This is a genomic window from Duganella sp. LjRoot269 (assembly GCF_964254095.1).
GTDB lineage: Bacteria > Pseudomonadota > Gammaproteobacteria > Burkholderiales > Burkholderiaceae_D > Rugamonas > Rugamonas hordei.
This window is the reverse complement of record NZ_CAXUSL020000001.1, coordinates 2,028,297-2,052,747: the sequence shown is the minus strand read 5'-3', so window position 1 is coordinate 2,052,747 and position 24,451 is coordinate 2,028,297. Positions and strand designations below refer to the sequence as shown.

27 protein-coding genes are annotated in these 24,451 nt (G+C 63.7%); 9 read left to right on the top strand and 18 right to left on the bottom strand.

All coding sequences use genetic code 11. The features are described from left to right. The first annotated feature begins 69 nt into the window (after positions 1 to 69). Positions 70 to 2,286: a S9 family peptidase gene (locus ACSQ3S_RS09055; RefSeq protein ID WP_436142166.1), complete on the top strand. Its 2,217-nt coding sequence runs from the start codon at positions 70 to 72 to the stop codon at positions 2,284 to 2,286. A 71-nt stretch (positions 2,287 to 2,357) separates the two neighbouring features. Here the strand turns inward: ACSQ3S_RS09055 and ACSQ3S_RS09050 are convergent, their stop codons facing one another. Beyond that, complete coding sequence (locus tag ACSQ3S_RS09050) at positions 2,358 to 2,549, bottom strand: CsbD family protein (protein WP_176655021.1); 192 nt, start codon at positions 2,547 to 2,549, stop codon at positions 2,358 to 2,360. A 120-nt stretch (positions 2,550 to 2,669) separates the two neighbouring features. Then, the gene (locus ACSQ3S_RS09045) at positions 2,670 to 3,305 is read right to left on the bottom strand and encodes a class I SAM-dependent methyltransferase (RefSeq protein WP_436142165.1); all 636 of its coding nucleotides are present in this window, start codon (positions 3,303 to 3,305) and stop codon (positions 2,670 to 2,672) included. 170 nt (positions 3,306 to 3,475) lie between these two features. Here ACSQ3S_RS09045 and ACSQ3S_RS09040 point away from each other — a divergent pair, with 170 nt between their 5' ends. After that, positions 3,476 to 3,685: a hypothetical protein gene (locus ACSQ3S_RS09040; protein WP_436142164.1), complete on the top strand. Its 210-nt coding sequence runs from the start codon at positions 3,476 to 3,478 to the stop codon at positions 3,683 to 3,685. Positions 3,686 to 3,698: 13 nt separating this feature from the next. Here ACSQ3S_RS09040 and ACSQ3S_RS09035 read toward each other — a convergent pair whose 3' ends face one another. Then, complete coding sequence (locus ACSQ3S_RS09035; protein ID WP_436142163.1) at positions 3,699 to 5,711, bottom strand: M13 family metallopeptidase; 2,013 nt, start codon at positions 5,709 to 5,711, stop codon at positions 3,699 to 3,701. Between the two features lie 140 nt (positions 5,712 to 5,851). Here ACSQ3S_RS09035 and ACSQ3S_RS09030 point away from each other — a divergent pair, with 140 nt between their 5' ends. Further along, a complete protein-coding gene (locus ACSQ3S_RS09030) occupies positions 5,852 to 6,679 on the top strand; it encodes an HDOD domain-containing protein (RefSeq protein ID WP_436142162.1) in 828 nt (275 codons plus the stop codon). 170 nt (positions 6,680 to 6,849) lie between these two features. After that, positions 6,850 to 7,122: a flagellar protein FliT gene (locus ACSQ3S_RS09025; protein WP_176655016.1), complete on the top strand. Its 273-nt coding sequence runs from the start codon at positions 6,850 to 6,852 to the stop codon at positions 7,120 to 7,122. Between the two features lie 37 nt (positions 7,123 to 7,159). Here ACSQ3S_RS09025 and ACSQ3S_RS09020 read toward each other — a convergent pair. The 3 genes from ACSQ3S_RS09020 to ACSQ3S_RS09010 all read right to left on the bottom strand — a co-directional run bounded on the left by ACSQ3S_RS09020 (position 7,160) and on the right by ACSQ3S_RS09010 (position 11,201). Continuing rightward, positions 7,160 to 8,415 (bottom strand): IS3 family transposase gene (locus ACSQ3S_RS09020; RefSeq protein ID WP_436142161.1). Its coding sequence is split into 2 segments (ribosomal slippage): positions 7,160 to 8,070 and positions 8,070 to 8,415, totalling 1,257 coding nucleotides; the frame shifts between segments, so codons are not numbered across the junction. Positions 8,416 to 8,512: 97 nt separating this feature from the next. Continuing rightward, on the bottom strand, positions 8,513 to 9,739 hold the full coding sequence (locus ACSQ3S_RS09015; protein ID WP_176655015.1) for an aminotransferase class I/II-fold pyridoxal phosphate-dependent enzyme: 1,227 nt from the start codon (positions 9,737 to 9,739) through the stop codon (positions 8,513 to 8,515). Between the two features lie 91 nt (positions 9,740 to 9,830). Further along, positions 9,831 to 11,201: a type IV pilus assembly protein FimV gene (locus tag ACSQ3S_RS09010; protein ID WP_436142160.1), complete on the bottom strand. Its 1,371-nt coding sequence runs from the start codon at positions 11,199 to 11,201 to the stop codon at positions 9,831 to 9,833. A 156-nt stretch (positions 11,202 to 11,357) separates the two neighbouring features. Between ACSQ3S_RS09010 and fumC the strand changes: the two genes are divergently transcribed. Further along, a complete protein-coding gene (fumC, locus tag ACSQ3S_RS09005) occupies positions 11,358 to 12,755 on the top strand; it encodes a class II fumarate hydratase (RefSeq protein ID WP_176655013.1) in 1,398 nt (465 codons plus the stop codon). Positions 12,756 to 12,763: 8 nt separating this feature from the next. Here fumC and ACSQ3S_RS09000 read toward each other — a convergent pair whose 3' ends face one another. After that, positions 12,764 to 13,651 (bottom strand): hypothetical protein, encoded by an 888-nt coding sequence (locus ACSQ3S_RS09000; RefSeq protein WP_436142159.1) that lies wholly within the window; start codon positions 13,649 to 13,651, stop codon positions 12,764 to 12,766. Between the two features lie 221 nt (positions 13,652 to 13,872). Here ACSQ3S_RS09000 and ACSQ3S_RS08995 point away from each other — a divergent pair, with 221 nt between their 5' ends. Continuing rightward, positions 13,873 to 14,091, top strand: a complete 219-nt coding sequence (locus ACSQ3S_RS08995; protein ID WP_436142158.1) for an RNA-binding S4 domain-containing protein — start codon at positions 13,873 to 13,875, stop codon at positions 14,089 to 14,091. A 152-nt stretch (positions 14,092 to 14,243) separates the two neighbouring features. Next, the gene (locus tag ACSQ3S_RS08990; RefSeq protein ID WP_176655010.1) at positions 14,244 to 14,534 is read left to right on the top strand and encodes a hypothetical protein; all 291 of its coding nucleotides are present in this window, start codon (positions 14,244 to 14,246) and stop codon (positions 14,532 to 14,534) included. Here the strand turns inward: ACSQ3S_RS08990 and ACSQ3S_RS08985 are convergent, their stop codons facing one another. From ACSQ3S_RS08985 to ACSQ3S_RS08940, 10 genes are all read right to left on the bottom strand, one after another. Then, on the bottom strand, positions 14,535 to 14,993 hold the full coding sequence (locus tag ACSQ3S_RS08985) for a DoxX family protein (protein ID WP_436142157.1): 459 nt from the start codon (positions 14,991 to 14,993) through the stop codon (positions 14,535 to 14,537). It abuts the gene before it with no gap. Positions 14,994 to 15,023: 30 nt separating this feature from the next. Continuing rightward, the gene (bufB, locus tag ACSQ3S_RS08980) at positions 15,024 to 16,685 is read right to left on the bottom strand and encodes an MNIO family bufferin maturase (RefSeq protein ID WP_436142156.1); all 1,662 of its coding nucleotides are present in this window, start codon (positions 16,683 to 16,685) and stop codon (positions 15,024 to 15,026) included. Positions 16,686 to 16,707: 22 nt separating this feature from the next. Then, positions 16,708 to 16,965 carry a BufA1 family periplasmic bufferin-type metallophore gene (locus tag ACSQ3S_RS08975; protein WP_176655007.1) on the bottom strand — a complete coding sequence of 86 codons (258 nt, stop codon included), beginning with the start codon at positions 16,963 to 16,965 and terminating at the stop codon, positions 16,708 to 16,710. 267 nt (positions 16,966 to 17,232) lie between these two features. Continuing rightward, positions 17,233 to 17,433, bottom strand: coding sequence for a YjfB family protein (locus ACSQ3S_RS08970; protein ID WP_176655006.1), 201 nt, complete (start codon positions 17,431 to 17,433; stop codon positions 17,233 to 17,235). Between the two features lie 52 nt (positions 17,434 to 17,485). Beyond that, positions 17,486 to 18,028 carry a molybdopterin-guanine dinucleotide biosynthesis protein B gene (mobB, locus tag ACSQ3S_RS08965; RefSeq protein ID WP_176655005.1) on the bottom strand — a complete coding sequence of 181 codons (543 nt, stop codon included), beginning with the start codon at positions 18,026 to 18,028 and terminating at the stop codon, positions 17,486 to 17,488. 67 nt (positions 18,029 to 18,095) lie between these two features. Then, complete coding sequence (locus ACSQ3S_RS08960) at positions 18,096 to 18,287, bottom strand: hypothetical protein (RefSeq protein WP_353400601.1); 192 nt, start codon at positions 18,285 to 18,287, stop codon at positions 18,096 to 18,098. A gap of 68 nt (positions 18,288 to 18,355) precedes the next feature. Then, entirely contained in the window at positions 18,356 to 18,991 is a 636-nt protein-coding gene (locus ACSQ3S_RS08955) for a general secretion pathway protein GspB (RefSeq protein ID WP_436142155.1), read from the bottom strand. 1 nt (position 18,992) lies between these two features. Next, positions 18,993 to 20,636: an AAA family ATPase gene (locus tag ACSQ3S_RS08950; protein ID WP_436142154.1), complete on the bottom strand. Its 1,644-nt coding sequence runs from the start codon at positions 20,634 to 20,636 to the stop codon at positions 18,993 to 18,995. Positions 20,637 to 20,654: 18 nt separating this feature from the next. Then, on the bottom strand, positions 20,655 to 21,170 hold the full coding sequence (locus ACSQ3S_RS08945; protein ID WP_436142153.1) for a hypothetical protein: 516 nt from the start codon (positions 21,168 to 21,170) through the stop codon (positions 20,655 to 20,657). Then, positions 21,170 to 21,343, bottom strand: a complete 174-nt coding sequence (locus tag ACSQ3S_RS08940; RefSeq protein WP_353400589.1) for a hypothetical protein — start codon at positions 21,341 to 21,343, stop codon at positions 21,170 to 21,172. Before ACSQ3S_RS08940 ends, ACSQ3S_RS08945 begins: the two co-directional genes overlap by 1 nt. A 281-nt stretch (positions 21,344 to 21,624) precedes the next feature. Here ACSQ3S_RS08940 and ACSQ3S_RS08935 point away from each other — a divergent pair, with 281 nt between their 5' ends. Next, positions 21,625 to 22,953 carry a GIN domain-containing protein gene (locus ACSQ3S_RS08935; RefSeq protein ID WP_413447114.1) on the top strand — a complete coding sequence of 443 codons (1,329 nt, stop codon included), beginning with the start codon at positions 21,625 to 21,627 and terminating at the stop codon, positions 22,951 to 22,953. A 66-nt stretch (positions 22,954 to 23,019) separates the two neighbouring features. Here ACSQ3S_RS08935 and ACSQ3S_RS08930 read toward each other — a convergent pair whose 3' ends face one another. Further along, a complete protein-coding gene (locus ACSQ3S_RS08930) occupies positions 23,020 to 23,286 on the bottom strand; it encodes a hypothetical protein (RefSeq protein WP_353400583.1) in 267 nt (88 codons plus the stop codon). Between the two features lie 291 nt (positions 23,287 to 23,577). Here ACSQ3S_RS08930 and ACSQ3S_RS08925 point away from each other — a divergent pair, with 291 nt between their 5' ends. After that, positions 23,578 to 24,447 (top strand): BadF/BadG/BcrA/BcrD ATPase family protein, encoded by an 870-nt coding sequence (locus tag ACSQ3S_RS08925; protein ID WP_176654997.1) that lies wholly within the window; start codon positions 23,578 to 23,580, stop codon positions 24,445 to 24,447. Positions 24,448 to 24,451: the final 4 nt, after the last annotated feature.

Sequence of the window (24,451 nt, the reverse complement as noted above, 5' to 3'; positions counted from 1 at the left end):
TGCCATCTCGCCACAACCGGGCCGGTCTGGTATCGTCTTGGGTTCCGATAACCGAGAGACACTCACTCCATGCGATTTATTCTCTGCTTCCTTGCGCTGCTGGCCGGCGCCCAAGCCTCCGCCGAAAAACTGACGCTGGACCGCCTGCAGGCCGACCCGTCGCTGAGCGGCCCCGGCGTGCGTAGCCTGAAGGTGTCGCCGGACGGCGCCCGCGTGACCTTCCTGCGCGGCCGCGAAGACAACCAGTTCCAGATGGACCTGTGGGAATACAATCTGCACGACAAGTCCACCCACCGCCTGGTCGACTCCAAGACGCTGGTGCCGGACGAGAACCTGTCGGCCGCCGAGAAGGCCCGCCGCGAGCGCGAGCGCACCGCCAGCCTCAAGGGCATCCTCAGCTACAGCTGGTCGCCGGACGGCAAGCAGCTCTTGGTGCCGATCGCCGGCAACCTGTACCTGATCGACGTCAGCAAGCCCGACGCGGCGCGCATGGTCGCCTCCGGCAACGTGCTCGATCCGAAGATCTCGCCCAAAGGCCGCTACGTGTCCTTCGTGCGCGACCAGAACCTGTACATCCTCGACCTGGCCAGCGGCAAGGAAAAGCAGCTGACCAGCGACGGCGCCGGCACCGTCCACAACGGCGAGGCCGAATTCGTCGCGCAGGAAGAGATGGCGCAGACCACCGGCTACTACTGGGCGCCGGACGACTCGGCCATCGCCTACAAGCGCTACGACGAGGCGCCGGTGCCGGTGGTGCGCCGCTTTGAAATCTTCGCCGACCGCACCGACGTGGTCGAGCAGCGCTACCCGGCCGCCGGCGATCCGAACGTGCTGGTGCAGCTGAAGATCGTCTCTACCGCGACCGGCGCGACCCGCGACGTCGACCTCGGCGCCAACCAGGACATCTACCTGGTGCGCGCCGACTGGAGCGCCAGCGCCAAGGCGCTGCTGTTCCAGCGCCAGAGCCGCGACCAGAAGAAGCTGGAACTGGTGTCGGTCGATGCCGCCACCTTGGCGCAAAAGGTGCTGGTCACCGAAACGTCGCCGACCTGGGTCAGCATCTTCGACGACCTGCGCTTCCTCGGCAACGACAAGGGCTTCATCTGGTCGTCCGAGCGCAACGGCCGCAAGCACCTGTACCTGTACGACATGAGCGGCAAGCTGCTGCACCCGATCTCGCGGGGCGAATGGGGCATAGACCGCGTGCTGGCGGTGGACGAAAAAGGCGGCCGCGTGTTCGTGCAGTCGAACCGCGACGCCGTCATCGACAGCCAGACCTACGCGCTCAAGCTCGACGGCAGCACGGCCGACAAGCCGGTCCGCATCACCCAGGGCGACGGCTGGCATGACTCGTCGTTCGCGCGCAACGGCGAAGTGTTCGTCGACACGTACTCCGACCCGAGCACGCCGCCGCAGGTCAGCATCCGCCGTCCGGACGGCGCCATGATCAGCTGGCTGGAGCACAACGAACTGAACGCGTCCCACCCGTACGGCAAGTACATGGACGCCCACCTGAAGACCGAATACGGCACGCTCAAGGCCAAGGACGGCCAGACCTTGTACTACTCGATGATCAAGCCGAGCGGCTTCGACGCGTCGAAGAAATACCCGGTGTTCCTGTCGACCTACGGCGGCCCGCACTCGCAGCACGTGGCGCGCAAGTGGGGCAACTTCTTCGACCAGTACATGGCGCAGCAGGGCTTCATCGTCTGGCGCCTGGACAACCGTGGCGCGTCGCGCCGCGAACGCGCCTTCACCGACGCCAACTACCATCAGCTGGGCAAGGTCGAGGTCGAAGACCAGGTCACCGGCATCGAATGGCTGGGCAAGCAAAGCTACGTCGACGCCAAGCGCGTGGGCGTGTTCGGCTGGAGCTACGGCGGCTTCATGACCTTGCGCCTGCTGGCCGAGGCGTCGGACAAGATCGCCATGGGCGTGTCGGTGGCGCCGGTGACCGACTGGTCGCTGTACGACACCCACTACACCGAGCAGTTCATGGGCATGCCGAAAGAGAACGCGGCCGGCTATGACTACAGCGGCGTGTACTCGCACCTGGACGGCTTGAAATCGCCGCTGCTGCTGATGCACGGCATGGCCGACGACAACGTGCTGTTCACCAACACCACGCGCATGATCGACGCGCTGGTCAAGCGCAACGTGCACTTCGAGCTGATGACCTATCCGGGCGCCAAGCACGGCATCTCGGGACGCGGTCCGCAGCGCCACGTGTACGGCAACATCGAAGCCTTCTTCAAGAAAAACCTGATGCCGGAAGCGGCGAAGTAATTCGAACACGGGTAAACCAAAAACAGCCGCCTCGTTCACCGAGGCGGCTGTTTTTTTATGGGCCGCGGCAATTAGTTGCGGTTGCCTTTGGTGATGTCCTTGACGGCTTCTTTCGCGTCGCCCAGGCCTTTTTGCAGCTTGCCTTCAGCTTGCTTGTTCAGGCCCTTGGCTTGCTGCTCCGAGCTGCCGACCAGCTTGCCGGCTTCCTGCTGGATTTTGCCGCCGATGTCCTTGGCCGTACCTTTGACTTGATCCTTGTTCATGGTGAACTCCTTAGTGGGTGATGAAGCTACAGGGACACGCAGCGTTGTGCTGTGTGCATGCGTTCCACTATAGGCCGCTGCGCGCACAGCTTCTGTGCGCTCGCGAACGCAGTCCATCGATCAAGATTTCCTCCAGACACTAGCCAACCATGGCTGCTGATCGCGCGGCAACCCTGCCGGGCGATAGTAATGTTGGACAGCGATAAAACCTGCTGCGGTCAGGTAACGTTCCCATGTGTCGTAGTCGTAGTAGCTGCCGTAGCGCGGGCCGTTCCAGCCTTCGCGGTTGTCGCCGCGCGGATTGGAGCTGAACAGGACGCCGCCCGTCTTCAATGCCAAGTGCAAGTCGCACAGCACTTTCGGCAACGCCGCGCTGGGCACGTGGAACAGGGAGGCGTTGGCGTAGATGCCGTCAAAAAACCCGGCCGGCAGGTCGAGCTTGACGAAGTCCTGCTGCCAGGCCTGGCAACCGCTGTAGGCGCGCGCCATCTCGACGAATCGCGCCGAGCCGTCGACGCCGATCGCTTCGTGCCCCATGTCCTTGAACGTTTTCAGGTCGCGCCCCGGCCCGCAGCCCAGGTCCAGCAAGCGGTAAGGCGCCGGCGCGTCGATCGCATCGAGCAAGGCGGCGATGTTCTGGCTGACGTCATGGTCGATGGTGCCGGCGAAAAACTGCTCCGCGTTGCGCTCGTAGTGCTGCAGCGTGGTCTGCGTGATTTGTTCGATGTCGTCGGAATTCATGCCGCTAGTATACATACCGGGGTACCCGCACTCCACTCTCTCGTACAAACATGCTCTTTTGTATAGCTCTTTTTTGCTCTTTTCGCTTCAAATGAACTTCAGGCGGTGGACCTGGTCAACAGAGGCAGGAAGAAGCAAAAACCGTCAAAAAGAGCAAGGAGAAAGAGCATGAATGCACGAGAGGCTTGTTTGCCACCACCCGCTGCCTGTGCCCGACTGAAAGATTTTCTGCGTCGCAGCGGCAAGCGCTGACCACCGCAACTAAAACCATGGGCGACGCGTTGCACGCCGCCCTGCTATTGATCGAACACGTCGACCATCAATCGAAAACATTAATGGAACGCCGCCTGCCTAAGCACCGCCGCGAATACGACGAACTCAGCGACGATCACTGACCGTCGCCGCGCTTTACCAGACCCGCACCCGGTCCTTCGGCGCCAGATACAGCGTCTGCCCCGGCTGCACGTTGAAGGCGTTGTACCACGCATCAAGATTGCGCACGGTGGCCGTGCGCCATTTGTCCGGCGCGTGGCCGTCGGTCAGGATGGCGCGGCGCAGCGCCTCGTCGCGCTCCTTCTCGCGCCAGCTCGCCGCATAGCCGATGAAGAATTGCTGGTCCGCCTCCGGCGTCACGCGCTTGTTGGCCAGCGTCGCATGATAAGCGTCGTACGACGCCGACAGCCCGGCCAGATCCGCCAGGTTCTCGCTCAACGTCTGCTGGCCGTTGATGGCCAGGTCCGGGAACGGCTTGTACGCCGAATACTGCGCCGCCAGCGCCGCCGATGCCTGCTTGAAATGCTTGCCGTCGGCAGCCGTCCACCAGTCGCGCAGGCGCCCCTTGGAATCGAATTGCGCGCCCTGGTCGTCGAAGCTGTGGCTGATCTCGTGGCCGATGGTCGCGCCGATGCCGCCATAGTTGACGGCGTCGCCGGCACTCGGATCGAAGTACGGCGGCTGCAGGATCGCGGCCGGGAAATTGATCGCGTTCTGCATCGGCATGTTGACCGCGTTGACCAGTTGCGCCGGCATGCACCACTCGGCGCGGTCCACCGGCTGGTGCAGCTTGGCCAGTTGCTGCTGCGTGTGCAGGCGTTCGGCGCGCAGCAGGTTGCCCAGCGCGTCGCCCGGCACCACCTGCAACTGCTCATAGCTGGCCCACTTCTCCGGATAGCCTATGCCCACATACAAGGTCTTCAGCTTGGCGTGCGCCTCCTTCTTGGTGGCCGGCGCCATCCAGTCCAGCTTGTCGATGCGCAAATGGAAGGCGTCGACGATATTGCTGACCATCTGCTGCAGGCGCTGCTTGGACTCGGGCGGGAAATACTTGGCCACATAAATCTTGCCCAGCGCATCGGGCATCGCCGCGTTGACTGCGGCCAGGCTGCGTTTCCAGCGCAGCGATTGCTGCGGCGTGCCGTTCAGGGCGCGGCCGTAGAAATCGAAATGCTGGTCGGCCAGCGCCTTCGGCAAGGCCGCGCTGACCTGGTTGATGCTGTGGAAGGCCAGGAAATCCTTCCACGTTTCCAGCGGCACCGAGTTGACCAGCCTGGCCGCGCCGGCGATCGCGGTCGGATGCCAGACAATGAACTTCTTCTGCCCGCCCAACCCGGCGCTTGCGAAGAACGCGGCCCAGTCCATGCCCGGCGCCTTGCGCGCGAAATCGGCCGCGCTCCAGTTGTTGTTCGCCTTCAGCACGTCGGCCGAATCCTCGCGGTTGGCATGGGTGGCGGCGATCTTGGTTTCAAGCTCGAACACGCGCGCCGCGCGCGCCTCGGCATCGGCGATGCCGGCCAGCCTGAAGGTGGCGGCGATGTGCGCCAGGTACTTGCCGCGCAGCTCCTTCATCGACGGCGTGTCGTCCAGGTAGTAGGCCCGGTCCGGCATGCCCAGTCCGCCCTGCAGCAGATACGACGTGTAATGCGCGCTGTCCTTCAGGCCTTGCGCGATCCACAGGCCGAACAGGTTTTCGGTGAAGAAATTGGTGGCGTTGAGCGGATCGACGTCGGCCTGCAGGCTGGCTCCCAGCGCCTTGGTCAGCGCCCGCTTGTCGCCGATGGCGGCGATCTGCGCCAGCGCCGGCTGCAGCGGCGCCAGCCCCTTGGCCTCGATGCCCGCCTCGTCCATGAAGCTGGCGTAGTAGTCGGCGATTTTCTTCGCCTCGGCCGACGACGGCTCGGCCGCCAGTCCCTCGATCAACTTGACGATGCGCAGATTGGTGTCTTCGACCAGTGCCGCGCCCACGCCCCAGCTGCTGCGGTCGGCCGGGATCTCCACGCTGTTGAGCCACTCGCCGTTGACGTAATCAAAAAAATCGTCGCCCGGCAGGACCGGCGCGGCCCATGCGGCCGGCAAGGCGGCCAGCGCGCTGGACAAAACGGCGATACTGATGGCAAGGCGGCGCGCTGAAGTGGAGAGGTGCATGATTTTGTCCCGGGATTGTCAATTCCAGCGAATATATCACGACATAAAAGAGACGCCGCCATAGCAAAATTCTTTCATTCGTCCGGGGAATCGCTATATAGTTAGCCTATAGCAACGCGCTAATCACCACGGAGATAATTATGAAGCTTGAAGCCCTGTTCCAGAATCCCACTGCGTTGCCCACGGCGCCCAAGGTCGTCGAAGAACTGATCAGCAGTTTCGACAAAGCCAGCGTCTCGACCGAAGAGATCGCGAAAAAATTATCGACCGATCCGGTGCTCAGCGCCAAGCTGCTGCGCCTGGCCAACTCCGCCTACTACCATGTGTCGCGCAGCATCGGCACGGTCGAAGACGCGGTGCTGATGCTGGGCTTCGTCACCGTGCGCACCTTGGTCATCAGCTCCGGCCTGGTCAGCGGCTTCAAGACCGTGCCCGGCCTTGACCTCAAGCAATTCTGGCGCTACAGCCTGCACACCGCCGTGTGCGCCAAATGGATCGCCAAGAAAACCAAGGAAAATACCGACCTCGCCTTCACCATCGGCATGATGCACGCCATCGGCCAGCTGGTGATCCACTCGGCCATGGCCGAGCAGGCGATGGCGCTCGACAAGGTGGCCGGCCCGATGGACTCGCGCCGTCTGGACGTCGAGCAAGCCTCGTTCGGCTACACCTTCGCCGACGTCGGCGCGGAACTGGCCAAACGCTGGAAGTTCCCGCAAACCTTCTCGGAAACCATCCTGGCCTTCCCCGAGCCGCACCACAACGGCGAGCTCAACCGCCTGGCCGCCGTGGTTTCGCTGGCCGCCTGGCGCGCCCGCGTCGAGCAGGCCGGACTGAGCGACGATGAAATCGCCGCCTGCTACCCGGCCGACCTGGCCGAGGAACTGGGCCTGGACGACGACGCGCTGACCGACGAGATGCCGTCGCCGGACGAACTGAGCGCCGGCCTGGAAGAGCTGGTCAAATAAGCCAGATTAAGCAATACACAAGCAAAAGCCGCCGGTTTTCGGACCCGGCGGCTTTTTTTTGCCTTTTTTCAAAAATATTTAAAAAAGACCCTAAAGTTCCGGTTTAAGGCGACGTTAATCTGGACATGCGGTAATCCGTCTTGCCGCTTAAACGAGCCCAAGGTGCGAACATGACCGCCAGCGAAGTCCTCTCGATGTACGAAAACATTGCCGGTTTGAGCAACCAGATGGTCGCCGCCGCGCGCATCGGCGACTGGGACGGCCTGAGCGACCTGGAAGGCCAGTGCGCCAGCGAAAGCCGCGCCGTCGCCACCGGCGTGCCGGCCCTGAGCGGCGCCCCGCGCCTGCGCAAGATCGACCTGCTGAAGCAAATCCTGGCCAACGACCGCGAAATCCGCGACGTGACCGATCCATGGATGAACAAAGTGCCGGGCATGCAATAAAATGCTCCGGTGACTAGTCCTGGAATACGTTGACAGGCTAGACTAAGCAAGAATCGCCAGATTCTTGCTTTGGTTGAAACGCCCGATGCACCTCGTCGGGCGTTTTGTATTTTAGGCTGTGGTGCGGCCGTTCGTAGTTGTAGATGTCGACAGATTGTCGAATCATGCGTTTTGCTTCAGCCAAATCGAATGGCTTCTCCAGCAATAGCTCGGTCTTTAGGATTCCGTTCACTCGCTCGGCAAGGGCGTTCTGATAGCAGTCGTAGCCATCAGTCATAGAGCAGATGATGCTATTTTTTGCATGTAAGGCTTGGTAGGCACTTGCGCAATACTGGATTCCGCGGTCTGAGTGATGTATCAGTTGGTCGTTGGAGGCCCTAGAGCGAAGCGCCATCTTAAACGCCTGCGCTACTTCCTCAGTCTGCAGGGAGGCGTGGACATGCCACCCCACAATCTTTCGGGAAAATGCATCGGTGACCAGACTCAAATACGCACATCGCTGCTGAGTCGGGATATAGGTTATGTCGGCCACCCAAAGTTGTTCTGGGCGTTGCGCCTTAAAAGTGCCGGGCTGCAGCAAGTTGGGATGCTTGTAGAAGCGATGGAAGCTGTTCGTGGTCTTGTGATATGCCCGTGCCCTGGGCACGAGTAGTTGCATGCGTCTTAGGGTGCTGAACAGCGCGTCCCGCCCCAGTTTAATGCCGACCTCTATCATTGAATCACGCAGCAAATAATGCAACTTACGGCCGCCGACACGCGGCTGCCGGCACCTAATCTGCCGCACCATTTCAGCCACTTTGACATCACGAGCGTCTATCGCCTGCTCGTTTTTTATCTGCTGATAGTAGGATTGCCGACTGATCCCCATAAACCGGCAGGCCATGGCGATACTGAGATCAGCTACTCGCTTTTGTTCGATGACCCGCCGAAAGGCTTTTTTACCAACTTGACTCCGTATTCCTTACGGATGACATCAAGCATCGCTTCCAAGAGTTCAGCCTTCTGATTGGCGTCTCTGAGTTGCACCTCCAACTGCTTGATCCGCTGCTCTGGCGTGAGTGGCTCGGTTTGATTGCTCATGGCGTGACTCCTGCCTTGAATCGACCCGCTCAGCCTACTCCAATCCTGGCTTCCATGCTTACGCAACCAAGTTAAAACCGTGGAGCGGCCTTGGATACCGTAGCACCTCTGAGCCTGCTTATAGGTCAGTTCGCCCTTTTCGACTTGCCTCACTACCGACAATTTAAAAGCCAACGTGTAATCGGACTGCGTCCGTCTTTCCCTATGGTCCATGTGACACTCCTCAAAAGTGTCAACCTATTCCAGGACGGGTCACGGACGTAAAAAAAAGCGCCTTCAAGGCGCTTTTTTTACGTCCGTACGACAGCAATCAGCCGGCCAGCGCCACCCGCAGCGACAACGCGATACCCTGCGCCGCCTTGGTGATCTCGTCCAGCGACGGGAAGCTCGGCGCGATGCGGATATGGCTGTCCTTCGGATCGTTGCCATAAGGGAAAGCCGCGCCGGCCGGCGTCAGCGTGATGCCCGCCTCCTTGGCCAGCGCCACGGTGCGCTTGGCCGAACCTTCCGGCGTCACCAGGTCGATGAAGTAGCCGCCCTGCGGGCGGGTCCACGACACGCCCGGCACGTCGCCCAGGTAGTGCTCGAACTGCGCCAGCACCGCGTCGAACTTCGGCTTCAGCAGCAAACGGTGCTGTTCCATCAGCGCCTCGACCGTCGCCACATCCTTCAGCAGGCGCACGTGGCGCAGCTGGTTGATCTTGTCCGGGCCGATGCTGCGGATGCCCGCGTGCTTGGTCCACCAGGCGATATTGGCCGGCGACGCCGCCAGCGCGGCAATGCCCGAACCGGCCCAGGTCACCTTCGACGACGACGCGAACACGATCGCGCGGTCCGGATTGCCGGCCTTGGCGCAAGCGTCCAGGATATTGGCCACGGCCAGCTTCTGCTCGCCCAGGTGATGGAAGCGGTAGGCGTCGTCCCACATCAGGCGGAAGTCCGGCGCCGCGGTCTTCATCGCCGCCAGGCGCGCGACCACCTCGTCCGAATACACCACGCCGCCCGGATTGCTGTACTTCGGCACGATCCACATGCCCTTGATGCTGGCATCCTCGGCCACCAGTTTCTCGACCAGGTCCATGTCCGGGCCGGCTTCGCTCATCGGGATATTGATCATCTTGATGCCGCGCGCCTCGCAGATGGCGAAGTGGCGGTCGTAGCCCGGCACCGGGCACAGGAAGGTCACCGGCTCGCGCACCCACGGCGCATGGCCGGGCGTGCCGTTGAGCAGGCTGTAGATGATGACGTCATGCATCAGCGACAGGCTGGCGCTGCTGTCGACCACCACCTGCGCGGCCGGCACGTCCAGCAGCTTGCCGAACAGTTCGCGCGCTTCCGCCAGGCCGATGGTACCGCCGTAGTTGCGGCCATCGGTGCCGTCGGCGGCCTTGTAGCCGTCCAGCGCATCCATCAGGGCATGGGACAAATCCAGTTGCTCGGGCGCTGGCTTGCCGCGGGACATGTCCAGTTTCAGGCCGAGTTGTTTGAAAGCTTGGTATTGCTCTTGATGCTGAGATGGCAGATCTGCTGCGGTCATAAGACTCTTTCAATAGTGGGTAGACGGGGGGACGTCGAATACTATAACCCAGATCGTCGAGCCTGAATAAGAGCTTGCAGCTATATGCTTATTACGGTTGCAACATGGATTCCGGCGTCACTTCGTGCAGCGGCTGGGCTTCCTGCGCCGCGCCGCCCTCGCCGGCAGGCTTCTTCTTGCGGAATCCTTGCCAGATTTTCAACGGCCCGCTGCCGCGTTTTTTGCGCAGCAACACATAGCCGCCCACCCCCAGCAACAGCAGCAGGCCGGCGCCGGCGGCGACCATCGTCGTGGTGCCGAAGCCGCTTTCCGCCGGCTTGTCCTTTTCCTTCTTGTATTTCAGCTTGGGCAACACGCGCACCTTCTTGACCGAAGCCGCCGCCTCGGCCGACGCACCGCCTGACGCCGCCGACGCCGCCGAAGCAGCTGTCGCGGCCGATGCCGCCTTCGCCGAGGCGGCTCGCGCCACCGGCGCCGGCGCCTGCGAGGCCGAAGCCGAGGCCGCAGCCGGAGCTGGCGATGCCGGCGCCGCCACGGCCTTCCGCGCCGGCGACGTGGCCGCCCCCAGCGCGCCCTGCAGCATCTTCACCTTGCCCTCCAGCTCCACCAGCTTGCTGGACAACGCCGCGCTATGCCCGTCCAGCGCCACGCACTCCTTCGCCGTCATGCCCGACGGCGCGCACGCCGCCGGATCCGCCGGCCGCTTGACGCCCTTCGGCAGCGGCAAAGGCGGCAACGGCAACAAAGCCTGCGCCACCGTCAACGGCACCATGCCCTCCGCACGCGCCGGTTCCGCGCTGACGGCCGGTTTGGCAACCGGCGCAGGCGGCGATACCCGCCGCGAAGCAGGCGCCGGCCCGGCGGCGGCCTTCAAATCCCCCGGCTTGCCCACCTCCGACTCGTGCGCGGAAGGCAAAGGCGCCGGCCGCGCCCGCTGCGGCGCAGCCGGTACGGCCGGCACAGCGGCCACCGGCACGGCTGGCGCGGCAACAACCGGCTCCGCCACCCTGGCCGCCGGCAAGGCCACCTGCACCGGCGGAGGCGGCGGCGCCGGATTCGGATCCACCTGCAGCCATACCGTGGCCGCCCGCACATCCTGCCGGCCGGCCGCGCTCAACTCCAGGAACAAATGGACGTACTCCGCATCGATATTGCGGGTGGTGGTCACATGCAGGAACTGCCTGCCGTCGCGCCGGTAGATCGACATGTGCACCGAGCCCAGCGCCGGATTCATCGTGATGTTCGCGCCGCGAAACACATCCGGCTGCGCCAGCTTGACCTGCAAGGCCGACACCTCGTCCGGCGCCAGCTGCACCAGCTCGATATCGGCCGCCAGCGGCTGGCCGATGAAGGACCGCACGGTGACATCGCCCAGTTCGGCCGCCCGCGCCTGGGCAGCCGCCAGCAGCAGCGCGGTCGCGCCGGCAAGGATCGAGGTCAGAAAAGGTGTGCGCTGCTGCATGTCGGAGTCGCTGTGACGCGAATGTTAAAAGTGTATATCAGCTATAACGGCTGATTTTCCCCGTTTTGTAGCCCCCGGTTAATTTTTGCAGACTGCGCTACACTATATCGTCCTTGTCAAACTCACATCATTGCACCCCAGCGCAAAGGAAAAACCATGAGTACCCGAAGCGAACGTGACAGTTTTGGACCGATAGCCGTGCCCGACGAGCAGCTGTGGGGCGCGCAAACCCAGCGCTCGCTGGAACATTTCCGCATCTCCAGCGAGCGCCTGCCGCTGGAACTGATCCACGCGCTGGCCAGCGTCAAGCGCGCCGCCGCCCACGTCAACCTCGAATTGGGCCTGCTGGAAGGGCCGAAGGCGGTCGCCATCACCCAGGCCGCCGACGAAGTGCTGGCCAACCGCCACCCGACCGAGTTCCCGCTGGCGGTCTGGCAGACCGGCTCCGGCACCCAGTCCAACATGAACATGAACGAAGTGCTGGCCAACCGCGGCTCCGAGCTGATGGGCGGCGTGCGCGGCGAGCGCCGCATGCTGCACCCGAACGACGACGTCAACAAGGGCCAGTCCTCGAACGACATCTTTCCCACCGCCATCCACGTCGCCGCCGCGCAGGCGCTGGCCAACCACGTGCTGCCGTCGCTGCGCCAGCTGCGCGACAGCCTGCACGCCAAGGCCGAAGCGTTCGCCGACATCGTCAAGATCGGCCGCACCCACCTGCAGGACGCCACGCCGCTGACCCTGGGCCAGGAATTCTCCGGCTACGTCGCCCACCTGGACTTTGCCGAGCGCGCCATCAGCACCGCGCTGCCCGGCGTGCTGCAGCTGGCGGCCGGCGGCACGGCGGTCGGCACCGGCCTCAACGCGCACCCGGAGTACGCGCACCGCATCGCCGCCGAGCTCGAGCACAACCTGGCGCTGCCCTTCCGCAGCGCCGACAACAAGTTCGCCGCGCTGGCCGGCCATGACGCGCTGCTGTCCGCCCACGGCGCGCTCAAGACCTTGGCCGCCGCGCTGATGAAGATCGCCAACGACGTGCGCTGGATGGCGTCCGGCCCGCGCTCCGGCCTGGGCGAGATCACCATTCCCGAGAACGAGCCGGGCAGCTCCATCATGCCGGGCAAGGTCAACCCGACCCAATGCGAAGCGGTCACCATGCTGTGCTGCCAGGTGTTCGGCAACGACGTCGCCATCACCATGGGCGGCGCCTCGGGCAACTTCGAGCTGAACGTCTACAAGCCGATGATCGCGCACAACTTCCTGCAAAGCGCGCGGCTGCTGGCCGACGGCATGCGCAGTTTCGACGAGCATTGCGTGCACGGCATCGAGCCGAACCGGGCCCGCATCGCCGAGCTGATGGAACGCTCGCTGATGCTGGTGACGGCGCTGGCGCCGCACATCGGCTACGACAAGGCGGCGGAAATCGCCAAGAAGGCCCAGCACGAAGGCACCACCTTGAAACAGGCCGCGCTGGAGCTGGGCTACGTGAGCGCCGAGCAGTTCGAGCAGTGGATCGTGCCGCTGGACATGACACGTCCGGGCGCCAAAGGCTAGGTGGAAAGCTAGAAGCCGTAGGAGTAGCGCACGCCGGTCAGCCAGTCCGGCCGGGCGTTCGCGTCGTGGCCGGGATTGACGCGCCACATGACGGCGCCGGTCACCTTGCCCAGCCGGCCATCCTTGCCGAACATGGTGGTGTAGCCGAATTCCAGGTCGCGCTCGGTGGCCGTCGGCCGCAGGTTCAAGGTCGGCGCGCCGTAGACCGGGGCGCCGGCATCGCCGCCCTGCTGCGCCGGCCCGCTGAATTGCAGCGTGCCGCTGCGCACCTTGGCCGGGATCGAGAACGTCACCGCGAAGCGGTCGTGGTTGTTGAACAGCTCGCGCGTGGCCACGCCGACGCTGAACGCCACCGTCCGCACCGACGACACCTGCGCGATCAGGCTGTCCGGCGTGCCGATGCCCTCGGTCCGGCCGTAGGACGCCATCGCCATCAGCGAGCTGCGCGCGCTCAGCGCATAGCCCAGCGATGCCGACGTGAAGGTGGTGGTGGGGCGCACATACGAGGACAGCGTGGGCGTCTGCTGCGTGCCCAGCGCGGTGCCGTTTTCGCGCAGGATGCCGATGGTCACGATGCCGACCGCGCGGCCGATTTTCTTTTCGAACTCCGCACTGCTGAGGAAGCGCCTGCTGTGCTCGTTGAGCATCGGTCCCAGCGGATCGAGCAGCGCCAGGTTGTCCGGCAAGGCGCCGAAATGCAGCCGGGGGCCGCCGCTGAAGATGCGCGACTGGCCTTCATTGCGCGCCTGCACCTGCTCGCTGAGCGCCGACTGCCGGTCGGCCGTATCGAACAGCAAGGACGAACTGGCCCGTTTTTCAAACGCGGGCGGCAGGCTGGAAGAAGGGAAAGGGTCCGATGCGGCTGCGCCCACCACTGCTGGGAGCGGTAACAACATCCAGGCGACAAACCGACAAGACTTATTCATGATGCAACTCGCTGAGGGACAACCGTGCTGCACAAATATTCAGCAGTTAATTCAGCATAGCCTGTTTTTTTCTCGACGGCAACCTCAACCGGAACGCCGTCGGGGAGTAAACTGCGGGCCTGTCGGAATGCCGCTACACTACCGGAAAGGCGGAGCGGCGCCGATTTCACATCATAGCAACAGAGGATAAAATGCAGAAAGTAAGTTTTGAATTGAGCGGCGAATTTGTTGAGCTGAATCAGTTATTGAAGCTGGTCGGCCTGTGCGACAGCGGCGGCGGCGGCAAGATGATGGTGGCCAGCGGCACCGTCAAGGTCGACGGCAAGCAGGAGTTGCGCAAGACCGCCAAGATCCGCGCCGGCCAGCAAGTGACCGTCGGCGACATCCGCATCAGCGTCGACGCCGTGTAATTTTATCTTGCATTTGAGCAACAACGAGCTAAGCTGAAGGTAAGGGGTGGCGCGTTTGACGGCGCGCAAACCGGCGGACCGGCCCGTCGCTATATTGGGATAGCTTGTCGTGCGGCTTTTTCAACCAGTTTATTTATGAGCAGGGGAACGTCATGGACGATCCTGAACACAACTTGCCCACCCAGGAGCGTCTGCTGGACGACCTGCGGCAAGTGATCGAAAACGCCGAAGAGTTGCTGAAGAATACAGACCAGTACAATGGCTCGTTGTACCAGACCGCCCGCGCCAAGCTGGCGCAGGCGCTGCAGACCGCCACCGAAGAACTGGCGCGCTTCGAAGACATCCAGCTCGACCGCATGATCGAGCTGACCGCCGCCGCCAACCGCCTGCACCGGGACCTGACCGGCGAGGCGAAAATCCTGCGCGCCTTCAAGCCGACCTGATCAGCGACGCCGCGCCAGCCACGCATCCAGCGACACCTTCCCCGGACCAAACGCCACCAGCACCAGCAGCAGCACACCCCAGTAAAAATGATCGTTGATGGCGGCCGGACATTCAAAGCTGAACAGCTGCGGGTAGGAAATCACCGCCATCGCATTGACGAAAAACAGCGCCAGCGCCGCCGGGCGCGACACCAGTCCGACAAACAACAGCAGCGGCAGCAGCAGCTCGCCGGTGGCTCCGGCATACGCCGCCACATCCGGCGGCAGCAGCGGCACCTTGTATTCGTCGTGGAACAGCGCCAGCGTGGCGCTCCAGTCGCCGACCTTGACCATGCCGGCCTTGATGAATTGCCAGCCCACATACCAGCGCAGCACCAGGCTGATCAGTGAACCGCCCCACTCCGTCAGCGCGGCGTCGTAGCGGGACAGTTGTTGATGAATGCCGAGGATAGCTCTCATGATTCTGCTTTCAAAATTGGTTAGTCGCCGTTATGCGGCTATCCTGACAATCAAAGCGCAATCCATCCACAGCCGCAGATTGCCCGCCACGTCGTAGGCCTCGTCAAGCTCGAACGCCGCGTCCAGCGCCGCGCCGAACTCGCCGCCGGCCGCCAGCGCCGACAACGCCGCGTGGCTGGCCGCGTCGAGCGGCAGCACCTGCGTCTTCCACTGCGGCCGCGTGACCAGCCCGTGGCAAGGCAGCGCCAGCTCGGCGGGAAACTCGACGCCGCTGTCCGGCTGGTGCGCCTGCCACAGCGCGATCGTGGCCCAGTCCGACGCCAGCAGCGTGCACGCCGGGTGCAGCTGCATCCGCGCCGTTTCGATCTGTTCCGGCGACAATGCCGCCATCTGTTGCGGCGTCACCGCTTCCGCCGACGGCGCGTAGTGCGCGCGGTGCAGCGTCCATTCCAGCGTGGCCATGTCGGGCAGGTAGGGATAGTCGGCCACATGCGGGAAGTGGCGCAGGAAGGTGGCGAAGTGCGCGCCGAACCGGTTCAGGTCGCCGCTGTCGGACGGATGTGCGCGGCCATAGGCCTGCGCCAGCCCGCCAAAGAATTCCTCGCCCACCAGCTGCCGGATCACCGGATAGACGGCGGCCAGCGTCTTGTCCCAGGTGGCGGTCAGGTTGCCGCGATACAGCGCGAAGCGATGCTCGTTCTGTTCGCCCTTGAACTGCGCCAGCACCTGCGGCGTCTGCCGGGTGTCGAACAGCGCGCCGGCAAACAGCTGCTGGCTGGCCGCCAGCGCCGGGGCGTCTTCCTCCACCGCCGCATCCGCCGGTACCGCCGGCACCGCCGCCGGGCCGATGCCGTTGCCGGCGGCGTGGCGCCGATGCAGCACCCTCGCCTTTTCCGCCTCGCCCAGCAGCACTTCCAGCGCGGGTATATCGGTATCCCATTCGATCAAGGTCGGCACCGCGCCAAACCGTTGCAGCGCCGCCTCGTACAGGCGCCACACCGGCTCCGCCACCGTGTCGCCATGATGGTCGATCACCGCCTGCGGCGTCACCAGATGGCCGGCCAGATGCATCTCGCCCACCATGCCGGGTTGGATCGCGGCAAGCGCGGCCAGCGCATCCTCGCCGTGGTTGCATTGGTTGACGTACAGGTTGTTGATGTCCAGCAGCAGGCCACAGCCGGTGCGCGCCGCCAGCGCCGCCATGAACTCGGCCTCGCTCATCGAGTCCTGGTGGAAGCGCACATAGGTCGACACGTTTTCCAGCAGCAGCTGGCGCTGCAGCGTGTCCTGGACCCGGCCGACGCGGGCGCTCAGCAAGTCGAGCGCGGCGCGGTCCAGGGTCAGCGGCAACAAATCATTGAGCTGGCGGTCGCCGACGGCGCCCCAGCATAAGTGTTCGGATACCAGCACCGGCTCCACGCGCCGCACCAGGTCGCCTACCCGTTGCAGATGATGTTCGGAGAAGCCGCGCGCCGAGCCCAGTCCCAGGCCGACGCCATGCAGGCTGATCGGATAATCGCGCCGCAATTGCTGCAGCACATGCCAGTCCCAGCCGGCTTGATCGAGATAGTTTTCTGTATGAACTTCGAGCCAGGCGGCGCGCGGCCGCTGCTCGATAAACTGCCGATAATGCGGAGCCCGCAGCCCCACGCCCACACCCGGCATCTGCTCCGGTAGACGTGGCGACGTCATGGCTCCGCGACAGGCTGACGGATTACTTGGCTGGCGCGGTGGTTTTGCCGCCGGCCTTTTCGCAGGTGCCCTTGGCCACATATTTCCACTCGGCGGCGCCGTTGTCGGTTTTCGACTGGCCGGCGCAGGAATGCGCACCGTTGGCAGCGGCGCAATCGTTCTGGCCAGCCTTGGCGATGCCGTAGCACTTTTCCTTGTCATCGGCGGCGGCGGCGGAGCCGGCGCTTGCGGCGCATACGGTAACCAGGGCGGCGGCGATCAGGGCTTGACGTTTGTTCATGGTAAGTCTCCTAAGTGGAAGAAAAGGTTGAATGTGCAACGTAATCGTCTGCAACTGTACGATAGTCGGCAGGCGATGGTCCAGCCTTACAGGATTTTTTAGGTTTTTTTTCAAAAAAGGGAATCTCAACCCGAAAACAGACGCAGCGTACCAGCAATAACGCTTGTACGCATCAAACTGTTGACTGGATTCAAAACGGGAGAGAAAGCGCGGCGCAGGAATACACCAGCGCACCGCGCGCCGGGATGGAACGCGGTGAGTTGCCGCTCAGGCGGTCGTATTGATGGTATTGCCGAGATGCGAAGGCAGATTCGGCGCCGATGGCACCGGAGGAATCGCCTCGATCAGGGCAGCAGCACTGGATGCCTGGATGTCCTGGGCTTTCTTCAATACGGCAACGCCGACAGCCTGTTTGGTACCAGTGTCTGCAATAGTCGTTGCGGCTTGAGCAATACCTGAAACGTCCATGTGATTCTCCATTAAGGCGTATCCCTGATTTACGGACGTTTCGGGCGTAACTTTAGGCGTTTGGCGGACTTTTTTTCAGATGGTCGCGCAGCCAGGCCAACACCAGCGGCGGCTGGTTCAGCTCCAGCCACGCCATACCGGCCGGCAAGTCGGCCGGCGCCGGCTGGTCCGAAGCCACCGCGATCACATGCGGATCGTGCGGATACAGCGGCGGTTTGCCGGAGGCGGCGCGGTAGACTTCCAGCTTGTCGATCGGATAGGACTTGAAGCCTTCGAGCAAGGTCAGGTCGGCCGGCGCCAGGCGGTCGAGCTGTTCTTCCAGCGATGGCTCGGGCGCGCCGCGCAGCTCGCGGATGATGGAGACGCGGAACGGCGATGCTACCATCACCTCGGCCGCGCCCGCCATGCGCAAGCGCGCGCTGTCCTTGCGCGGTGGCTCCAGTTCCAGGTCGTGGTGGCTGTGCTTGATGACATTGACCTTCAAGCCTTCGGCCGCCAGCTCGGCGATGAGAAACTCCAGCAAGGTGGTCTTGCCGCTGCCCGACGTCCCGATGACCGCCAGGACCTGGCGCTTCTTTCCCTGCTCTTTCTGCATTCACGGTACCCCACAGCACGATCTTGCCGCCATTATACGCAGCAGTCGGCAACCGGAGGGCTGCGGCTTATTCTTCCTTCAGGGGTTTGAAACTTTCTCTGCGGGCACCACCGGCGCCCAGCAGCAGCAAGCCGATGCAGGCCAGCGCCGCGCCGGAACCGATTTCCCGCTGCGGCGCTTCATGCTGTTCCGCCGCATGGGCACGCGGCAGGACGAAGGCGGCCGCTATCAGCAGCGGCAACAATTTCAAGTGTTTCATGATACTTCCCTTGCATTGAGTTCAATGATGGAAAAATATCATTTTTACGTGACGACCTTGTGACACGTTCAATACGGAACGCGGTAGCGATAGCCCTTGAAATTGAACACCGCTTCCTTCGGCTGCAATTTCTCCAGCGTCAGCCCGGGCGCCACCTCCTCCCCCTCGTGACGCAAGACCTTGTCGATCAACAGCAGGCGGTCCGCGGCATTTTTCGAATAGATATAGCCGCCGACGGCGATCTGCGGAATCGAACGCTGTATCGGCTCGGGCAGGTCGCGCAAGTTCATCACCGGCTCTTCCGGCGCGGCCTTGGACGGCGGCTGGACAGCGGCGGCCGGCTGGGGACGCGGCTGCGGCGTAATCGTCGCCACCGGCGGCGGCAGCGGGACGGGCGCCGGCGCTTCGGCCCGGGTCGCCTTCAGCACCAGGTCCGGCCGGGGAGCCTTGGGCGGCAGCTTTGCCGCAGGTGCGGCGGCCTGCTGCGCAACCTCCGGCTGGCCTTGCTGCCCGGGCCGCAGCACGATCGCCAGCAACACCAGGATCACCACGCCCATGCCCAGCAGCGCCAGCATCATCGGCTTCCTGCGATTGGCGCCGGCCGCCTGTTCGGCCGTCTGCAGCGTCGGCGCATGCAAGGTCGGCGCCGTGCCCAGCTGACGTTCCGCCTGCGCCTTCTTCAGCGCTTCCAAGATATAAGACATATTATTTCCCTGCCCCGGCGGCGCTGGCCAGCAAGCGCGGCTCCTGCACGCCGCCCAGCTGATACAAGCGGATGAAAGTTTTCGGACCGGCCACGCCGTCCGCCTTGAGATGCTGCTCCGTCTGGAAATCGACCAGATGCTTGCGCAGGCCGGCGTCCAGCGGCTGGTTTTCCTGCGGCTTCTTCAATCCGTAGATTTGCGCCAGGCGCTTGGCCAGCCAGTCGACGTCGGGACCGTGGTCGCCGGTCGAGATCTCGTCGCGCCAGCTGCGCGGCGCGCGCCAGAACGTGGTGAACTCGCCATCGAAGCGCGCCGCCAGCGCATCGACGGCGATGGTCTGCGGCTTGCCGCCGGCCGCCACGATGGTCGCGCCGTGTTCGTCCAGCGCGGTCAGCAGCACGTAATTGGGCGCGGTTGGATCGTCGCGCAGCGTCAGCATGGCTGGACGGTCGAGCAGGCGCAGGTCATCGATGCCGCCCCGGGTTTGCAGGCAGCGCAGGTTCAGCCGCGCCGCCGTCGGGCAAGGCTCGCCCTCCGGCAAGGCCAGGCCCCAGATCGCCGCCAGCTGGCGCAAGGCCGCGGCGCTGCCGCCGGCAGCAGGCGCGGCCGCCGGAACAGCTGATGCGGCCGGCACCGGCGCAGGCGCAGGCGTCGCCGCCACCGGTGCCACAGCCGCCTGCGCAGACCGCACCACCGGCTTGACATCATGCGCCGCCAATTGCCACACCGCGACACTGATCGCCACGCCGCCCAGCACGCCCGCCGCCACCAGCGGCCAGCGCGCACCGGACAGCCAGCCGCCCTGCCCGCCGGCCGCCGCATCCTGCCCGGCAAACACCTCGGCCGCCGCCTTGCGCAGGATATTGCGCGTCACCTGCGGCTGGTTCTCCACGTACGCGCCCAGCAAAGCCCGGTCGCACAGCAGATTGATGCGTCGCGGCACGCCTTTGGCCAGGCCGTGCACCAGCCCCATCAGCCGGCGCGGAAACGGCGCGATCGCGCCGGCCCCGGCCACCGCCAGGCGATGCTCGATATACGCCCCTGTTTCCACCTCCGACAGCGAACCCAGGTGATAGCGCGCGATCACCCGCTGCGCCAATTGCTCCAGCTCCGGACGGGCCAGCATCGTGCGCAGCTCCGGCTGGCCGATCAGGATAATCTGCAGCAGCTTGCGCTCGCTGGTCTCCAGGTTGGTCAGCAGGCGCAACTGTTCCAGCACCTCGGCCGACAGGTTCTGCGCCTCGTCGATGATCAACACGTTGTTGCGGCCCTGCGCGTGGCTGGCCAGCAGATAGGCATTGATCGCATCCACATAGCCCTTGACGCTGACCGCGCCCGCGCCCTGCGGTGCCAGCTTGATGCCGAACTCGTCGCAGATCGACAGCAGCAACTCCTCCACCGACAGCTTGGGATTGAAGATATAGCCCAGCTTGCAGTTCTCGGGGATCTGTTCCATGAAGCAGCGGCAGACGGTGGTCTTGCCGGCGCCTATCTCCCCGGTCAGCAGCACGAAGCCGCCGCCGCTGCCAATGCCGTACAGCAGATGCGCCAGCGCCTCCCGATGGCGCTCGCTCATGAACAGATAGCGCGGATCGGGCGCGATGGAAAACGGCGATTGCTTCAGATTAAAGAAATGCGTGTACATGAAGGCCCTGGCAACGCGCTATTTCAAGCGCTGCCGCACCGGCGGTGGTTGCACGGGAGGCAAGGGCTTGAACTTGGCGCAGTAAATCTTGGATTTGGTATCGAAATACACGATGCGGCTGGCCGGCTTGGCCTCGCGCACCGGGAACGCCGAGCTGTCGATTCTCGCATAATGCACGCCGACCTGGGTGATGATGGATTGCTCCAGCACCTCAGGGGTCGCCTCGGCCACGGCGCCGACGAAAATATAGGTGCTGGTGTCGTCGCTGACCATGACTTCGGAAATCGCCGTGCCCCACAGGCTGGCGCCGCCGGTCTTGAACCAGTAGGCGCCGCCGTCGTGCTTGTAGGGCTGGCCGAAGGCCTTGCGCAGATAGTCGTAGAAATAGAGGTTGTCGGTCTGGTCGCGGCACAGCAGGCCGTTGCCGATGATGGTGCCGAACGTGGTCGGCACCGATTGCGCGCCGGCGGCGCAGCAGGCCGCCATCAGCACGGCGCACAGGGCGCCGCGCGGCATGCGCGAGAGCGGCGGCATTATAACTTTGACAGCCAGGACCGGTTGGCGCTGATGCGTGCCTTGGCCGTGGCCGGAAGGGCTTCGTAACAGCCAGGGTATTGTTTCAAGGCGCTTTCCCGAATTTCCTTCTGCAAACCGTTAATCAAAAAGATATACAACACAGAGCCGTCGTCGGTGTTTTTAGTTCCCATGTATCGAATCATATGCGCTCCTTATTTCCTGCGCAGGTGTTTCCCCGGCAACACGTCATGATTCCTCATTATGACATTCCGGGGTAAAAACACATACTGTTTCGCAGCAGTGCGCCCTCCCTGTTGGTAACGGCCGCCACACAGCGAAGTTGAATTGCAACTCAGTGCCGGTTTTTTGCAGTTGATCCCATCGTTATGCGCATCCGTCCCATTCCGCGCGCCGTCGTGGTGGTTTTGTCATATTGTTCAATCCTCGCCACTTCCCATAATCGAGATAAAAAATGAAGCAGACGATCCAATACACCGCGCTGGCCGCCGCCCTGCTGATGGCTGCCGTCGCCGTCCAGGCTGAAAACAAGGATGGCAAGGAAGACAACACCATCGGCACCGAAACGCGCACCGTGGCGCCGTTCACCAGCATCGCGCTCAGCGGCCCGTTCCGCGTGATCATCACCGCCCAGGCCGGCAACGGCATCGAACTGTCCGGTCTGCGCCGCCAGTTCGCCGACATCGAAACCTCGGTCAGCGGCGACACGCTGACGGTGCGCCAGCCGCGCCAGAAAAAAGGCTGGAACTTCAACTTCAGCTGGGGCAAGGACAGCAAGCCGCCGATGACGATACGCATCAGCGCGGCCAACCTGAAGAGCCTGCGCAACTCCGGCAGCGGCGACGTCGACCTGCAGCAATTCCAGGGCCAGCAACTGGCGCTGACCTCGGAAGGCCCGGGCGACATCCACGCCAGCGGCAGCGTGCGCGACCTGACGGTGAACGCCTCGGGCAGCGGCGACGTCGACCTGCGCACCCTGAAAGCGGGCAGCCTGAACATCACCATGAACGGCCCCGGCGACGTCAACGCCAACGGCATCACGCAGGACGTCAACCTGGTGGTCAGCGGCTCGGGCGACCTCGACATCGGCGACATGCACGCCGGCAAAATCAACGCCGCCATGCACGGGCCGGGATCGGTCACGCTGCGCGGCACGGCCAAGGAAATCCGCGCCGAAGTGGCCGGTTCCGGCGATCTCGAAGCATGCTCGCTGTCGGCCGACGCCGCCAGCGCCATGCTGCACGGCCCCGGCGAAGCCTGCCTGGCCGGCAACATCAAGAAATTCGACGCCGAAGTGCACGGCTCGGGCGACCTGACGGTGCGCGGCCTGCAGGCGCCGACGGTGCGCGCCCTGCTCAGCGGTCCGGGCAATATGAACCTGTCGGGCAGCGTGGGGATGCTGAGCGCGGAAGTCAGCGGCTCGGGCGACCTCGACGCCAAGAGCCTGCAGGTGGCGCGCGCGGTCACGCGCAGCCGCGGCCCGGGCAACATCTACCTGGCCAAGGTCAGCGACGCGCTGGAAGCGGAAGTCAGCGGCTCGGGCGACCTGAGCGCCACTACCGACTGCAAGGACGTGCGGCTGAACATGCACGGCCCCGGCGAGGTCAAGCTGGACGGCAAGACCGCCAATCTGACCGCGCAGCTGAGCGGCTCCGGCAACCTGAACGCCCGCCAGCTGTGGACCAAGCAAGCCGACGTCACGGTACGCGGCCCCGGCAACGCCGTCGTCAACGTCAACGACAAGACCACCACCTACGAGCGCAACCGCCAGCATACCAACTAAACTAAAGCGGGGTCAGTTCCGGCAACCTGCCACGCGTGGCAGGTTGCCGGAACTGACCCCGCTTTTTTAATCGAAGCAGAGGCGCTTCTTGGTGGCGGCGATCAGTTTCGCGTCGTATGGATGCAGGTTCTCGATAAACAGCAGTTCCGTCTCGTCCGGCTCTTCCAGACACATCGTAATCATCATCGGACCATCTTCCATGCGGCCCAGGAAATGCTTGGGCCAGCGGTTCTTGCGGTGGGTCTTCAGCACTTCCATTCCCAGCTTGGCCAACGGCGCCTTCACGCCGGCCGCCAACGCTTCGCGCTGCCAGTCGTCCCAGTAATCACTCATCTTCTACTCTCAAAATTGCACTAAACCGCTAGTGTACTCCCTCGGCCCCTCCGCCTACCAAAACCAGACCAAAGTGGCATGCAAATGCGACACCTGACCACTTGCTGCGTTTTTATTCAATAGCCAATAAAAACAATAACTTACAAATACATTCAAAGACGACAACGCCAGTCCACTTCAATATTTTATAATACCAGTTAAATACCTGTTGACAAGCTGGTTTGCCAACCATATAGTGCCCTCAACTCTCCGGATTACCGGATATCCCAGCGACAGTTTTCTCAGATAACCATGATCGAATTTTTAATCGGCGTTGATGGCGGCGGCAGCGGCACCCGGGTACGCCTGGCCCGCACCGACGGCGTTGAATTGGCGGAAGGCGTCAGCGGACCGTCCGGCCTGCTGCACGGCATCGCCAACGCCTGGGCGTCTGTCGAGGATGCCGCCGGCATGGCCTTCCGCGCCGCCGAACTGGAATTCCCGGCCAAGGACAAGATCGCCATCGGCCTCGGCCTGGCCGGCGTGCACAACAAGCAGTGGGCGGCTGAATTCGTCGCCGCCAATCCCGGCTACGCCCGCGTGGCGCTGGAGACCGACGGCCACACCACGGTGCTGGGCGCACATCGCGGCCAGCCCGGCGCCATCATCGCGCTCGGCACCGGCAGCGTCGGCGAGATCAAGCGCGCCGACGGCAGCCACGTCGAAGTCGGCGGCTGGGGCTTCCCCGCCGGCGACGAAGCCAGCGGCGCCTGGATGGGCCTGCGCGCGGTCAACCATATACAGCAAGTGCTTGACGGCCGCCTGCCCGGCAGCGCCTTCGCCGACGACGTGGCCAACGCCTGCGGAGGCGAGCGCAACGCAATCCAGAACTGGCTCGCCAAGGCGACGCAGACCAATTACGCGCAACTGGCGCGCATCGTGCTGCAGCACGGCGAATCGAACGAGGCGGCGCGCCTGATCCTGCTCGAAGCGGGACGCGAAGTGGAAATCATGGCCAACGCGCTGGACACCACCGGCACGCTGCCGATCGCCCTGTGCGGCGGACTGGCCGCGCCGCTGCGCCCGTACATGCCGGTATCGATGTTGAAGCGGATCGTCCTGCCGCAAGGCGATTCCGCGGCAGGTGCCCTGCGGCTGATCCAACAACGCCTGAAGGAGTGAACCA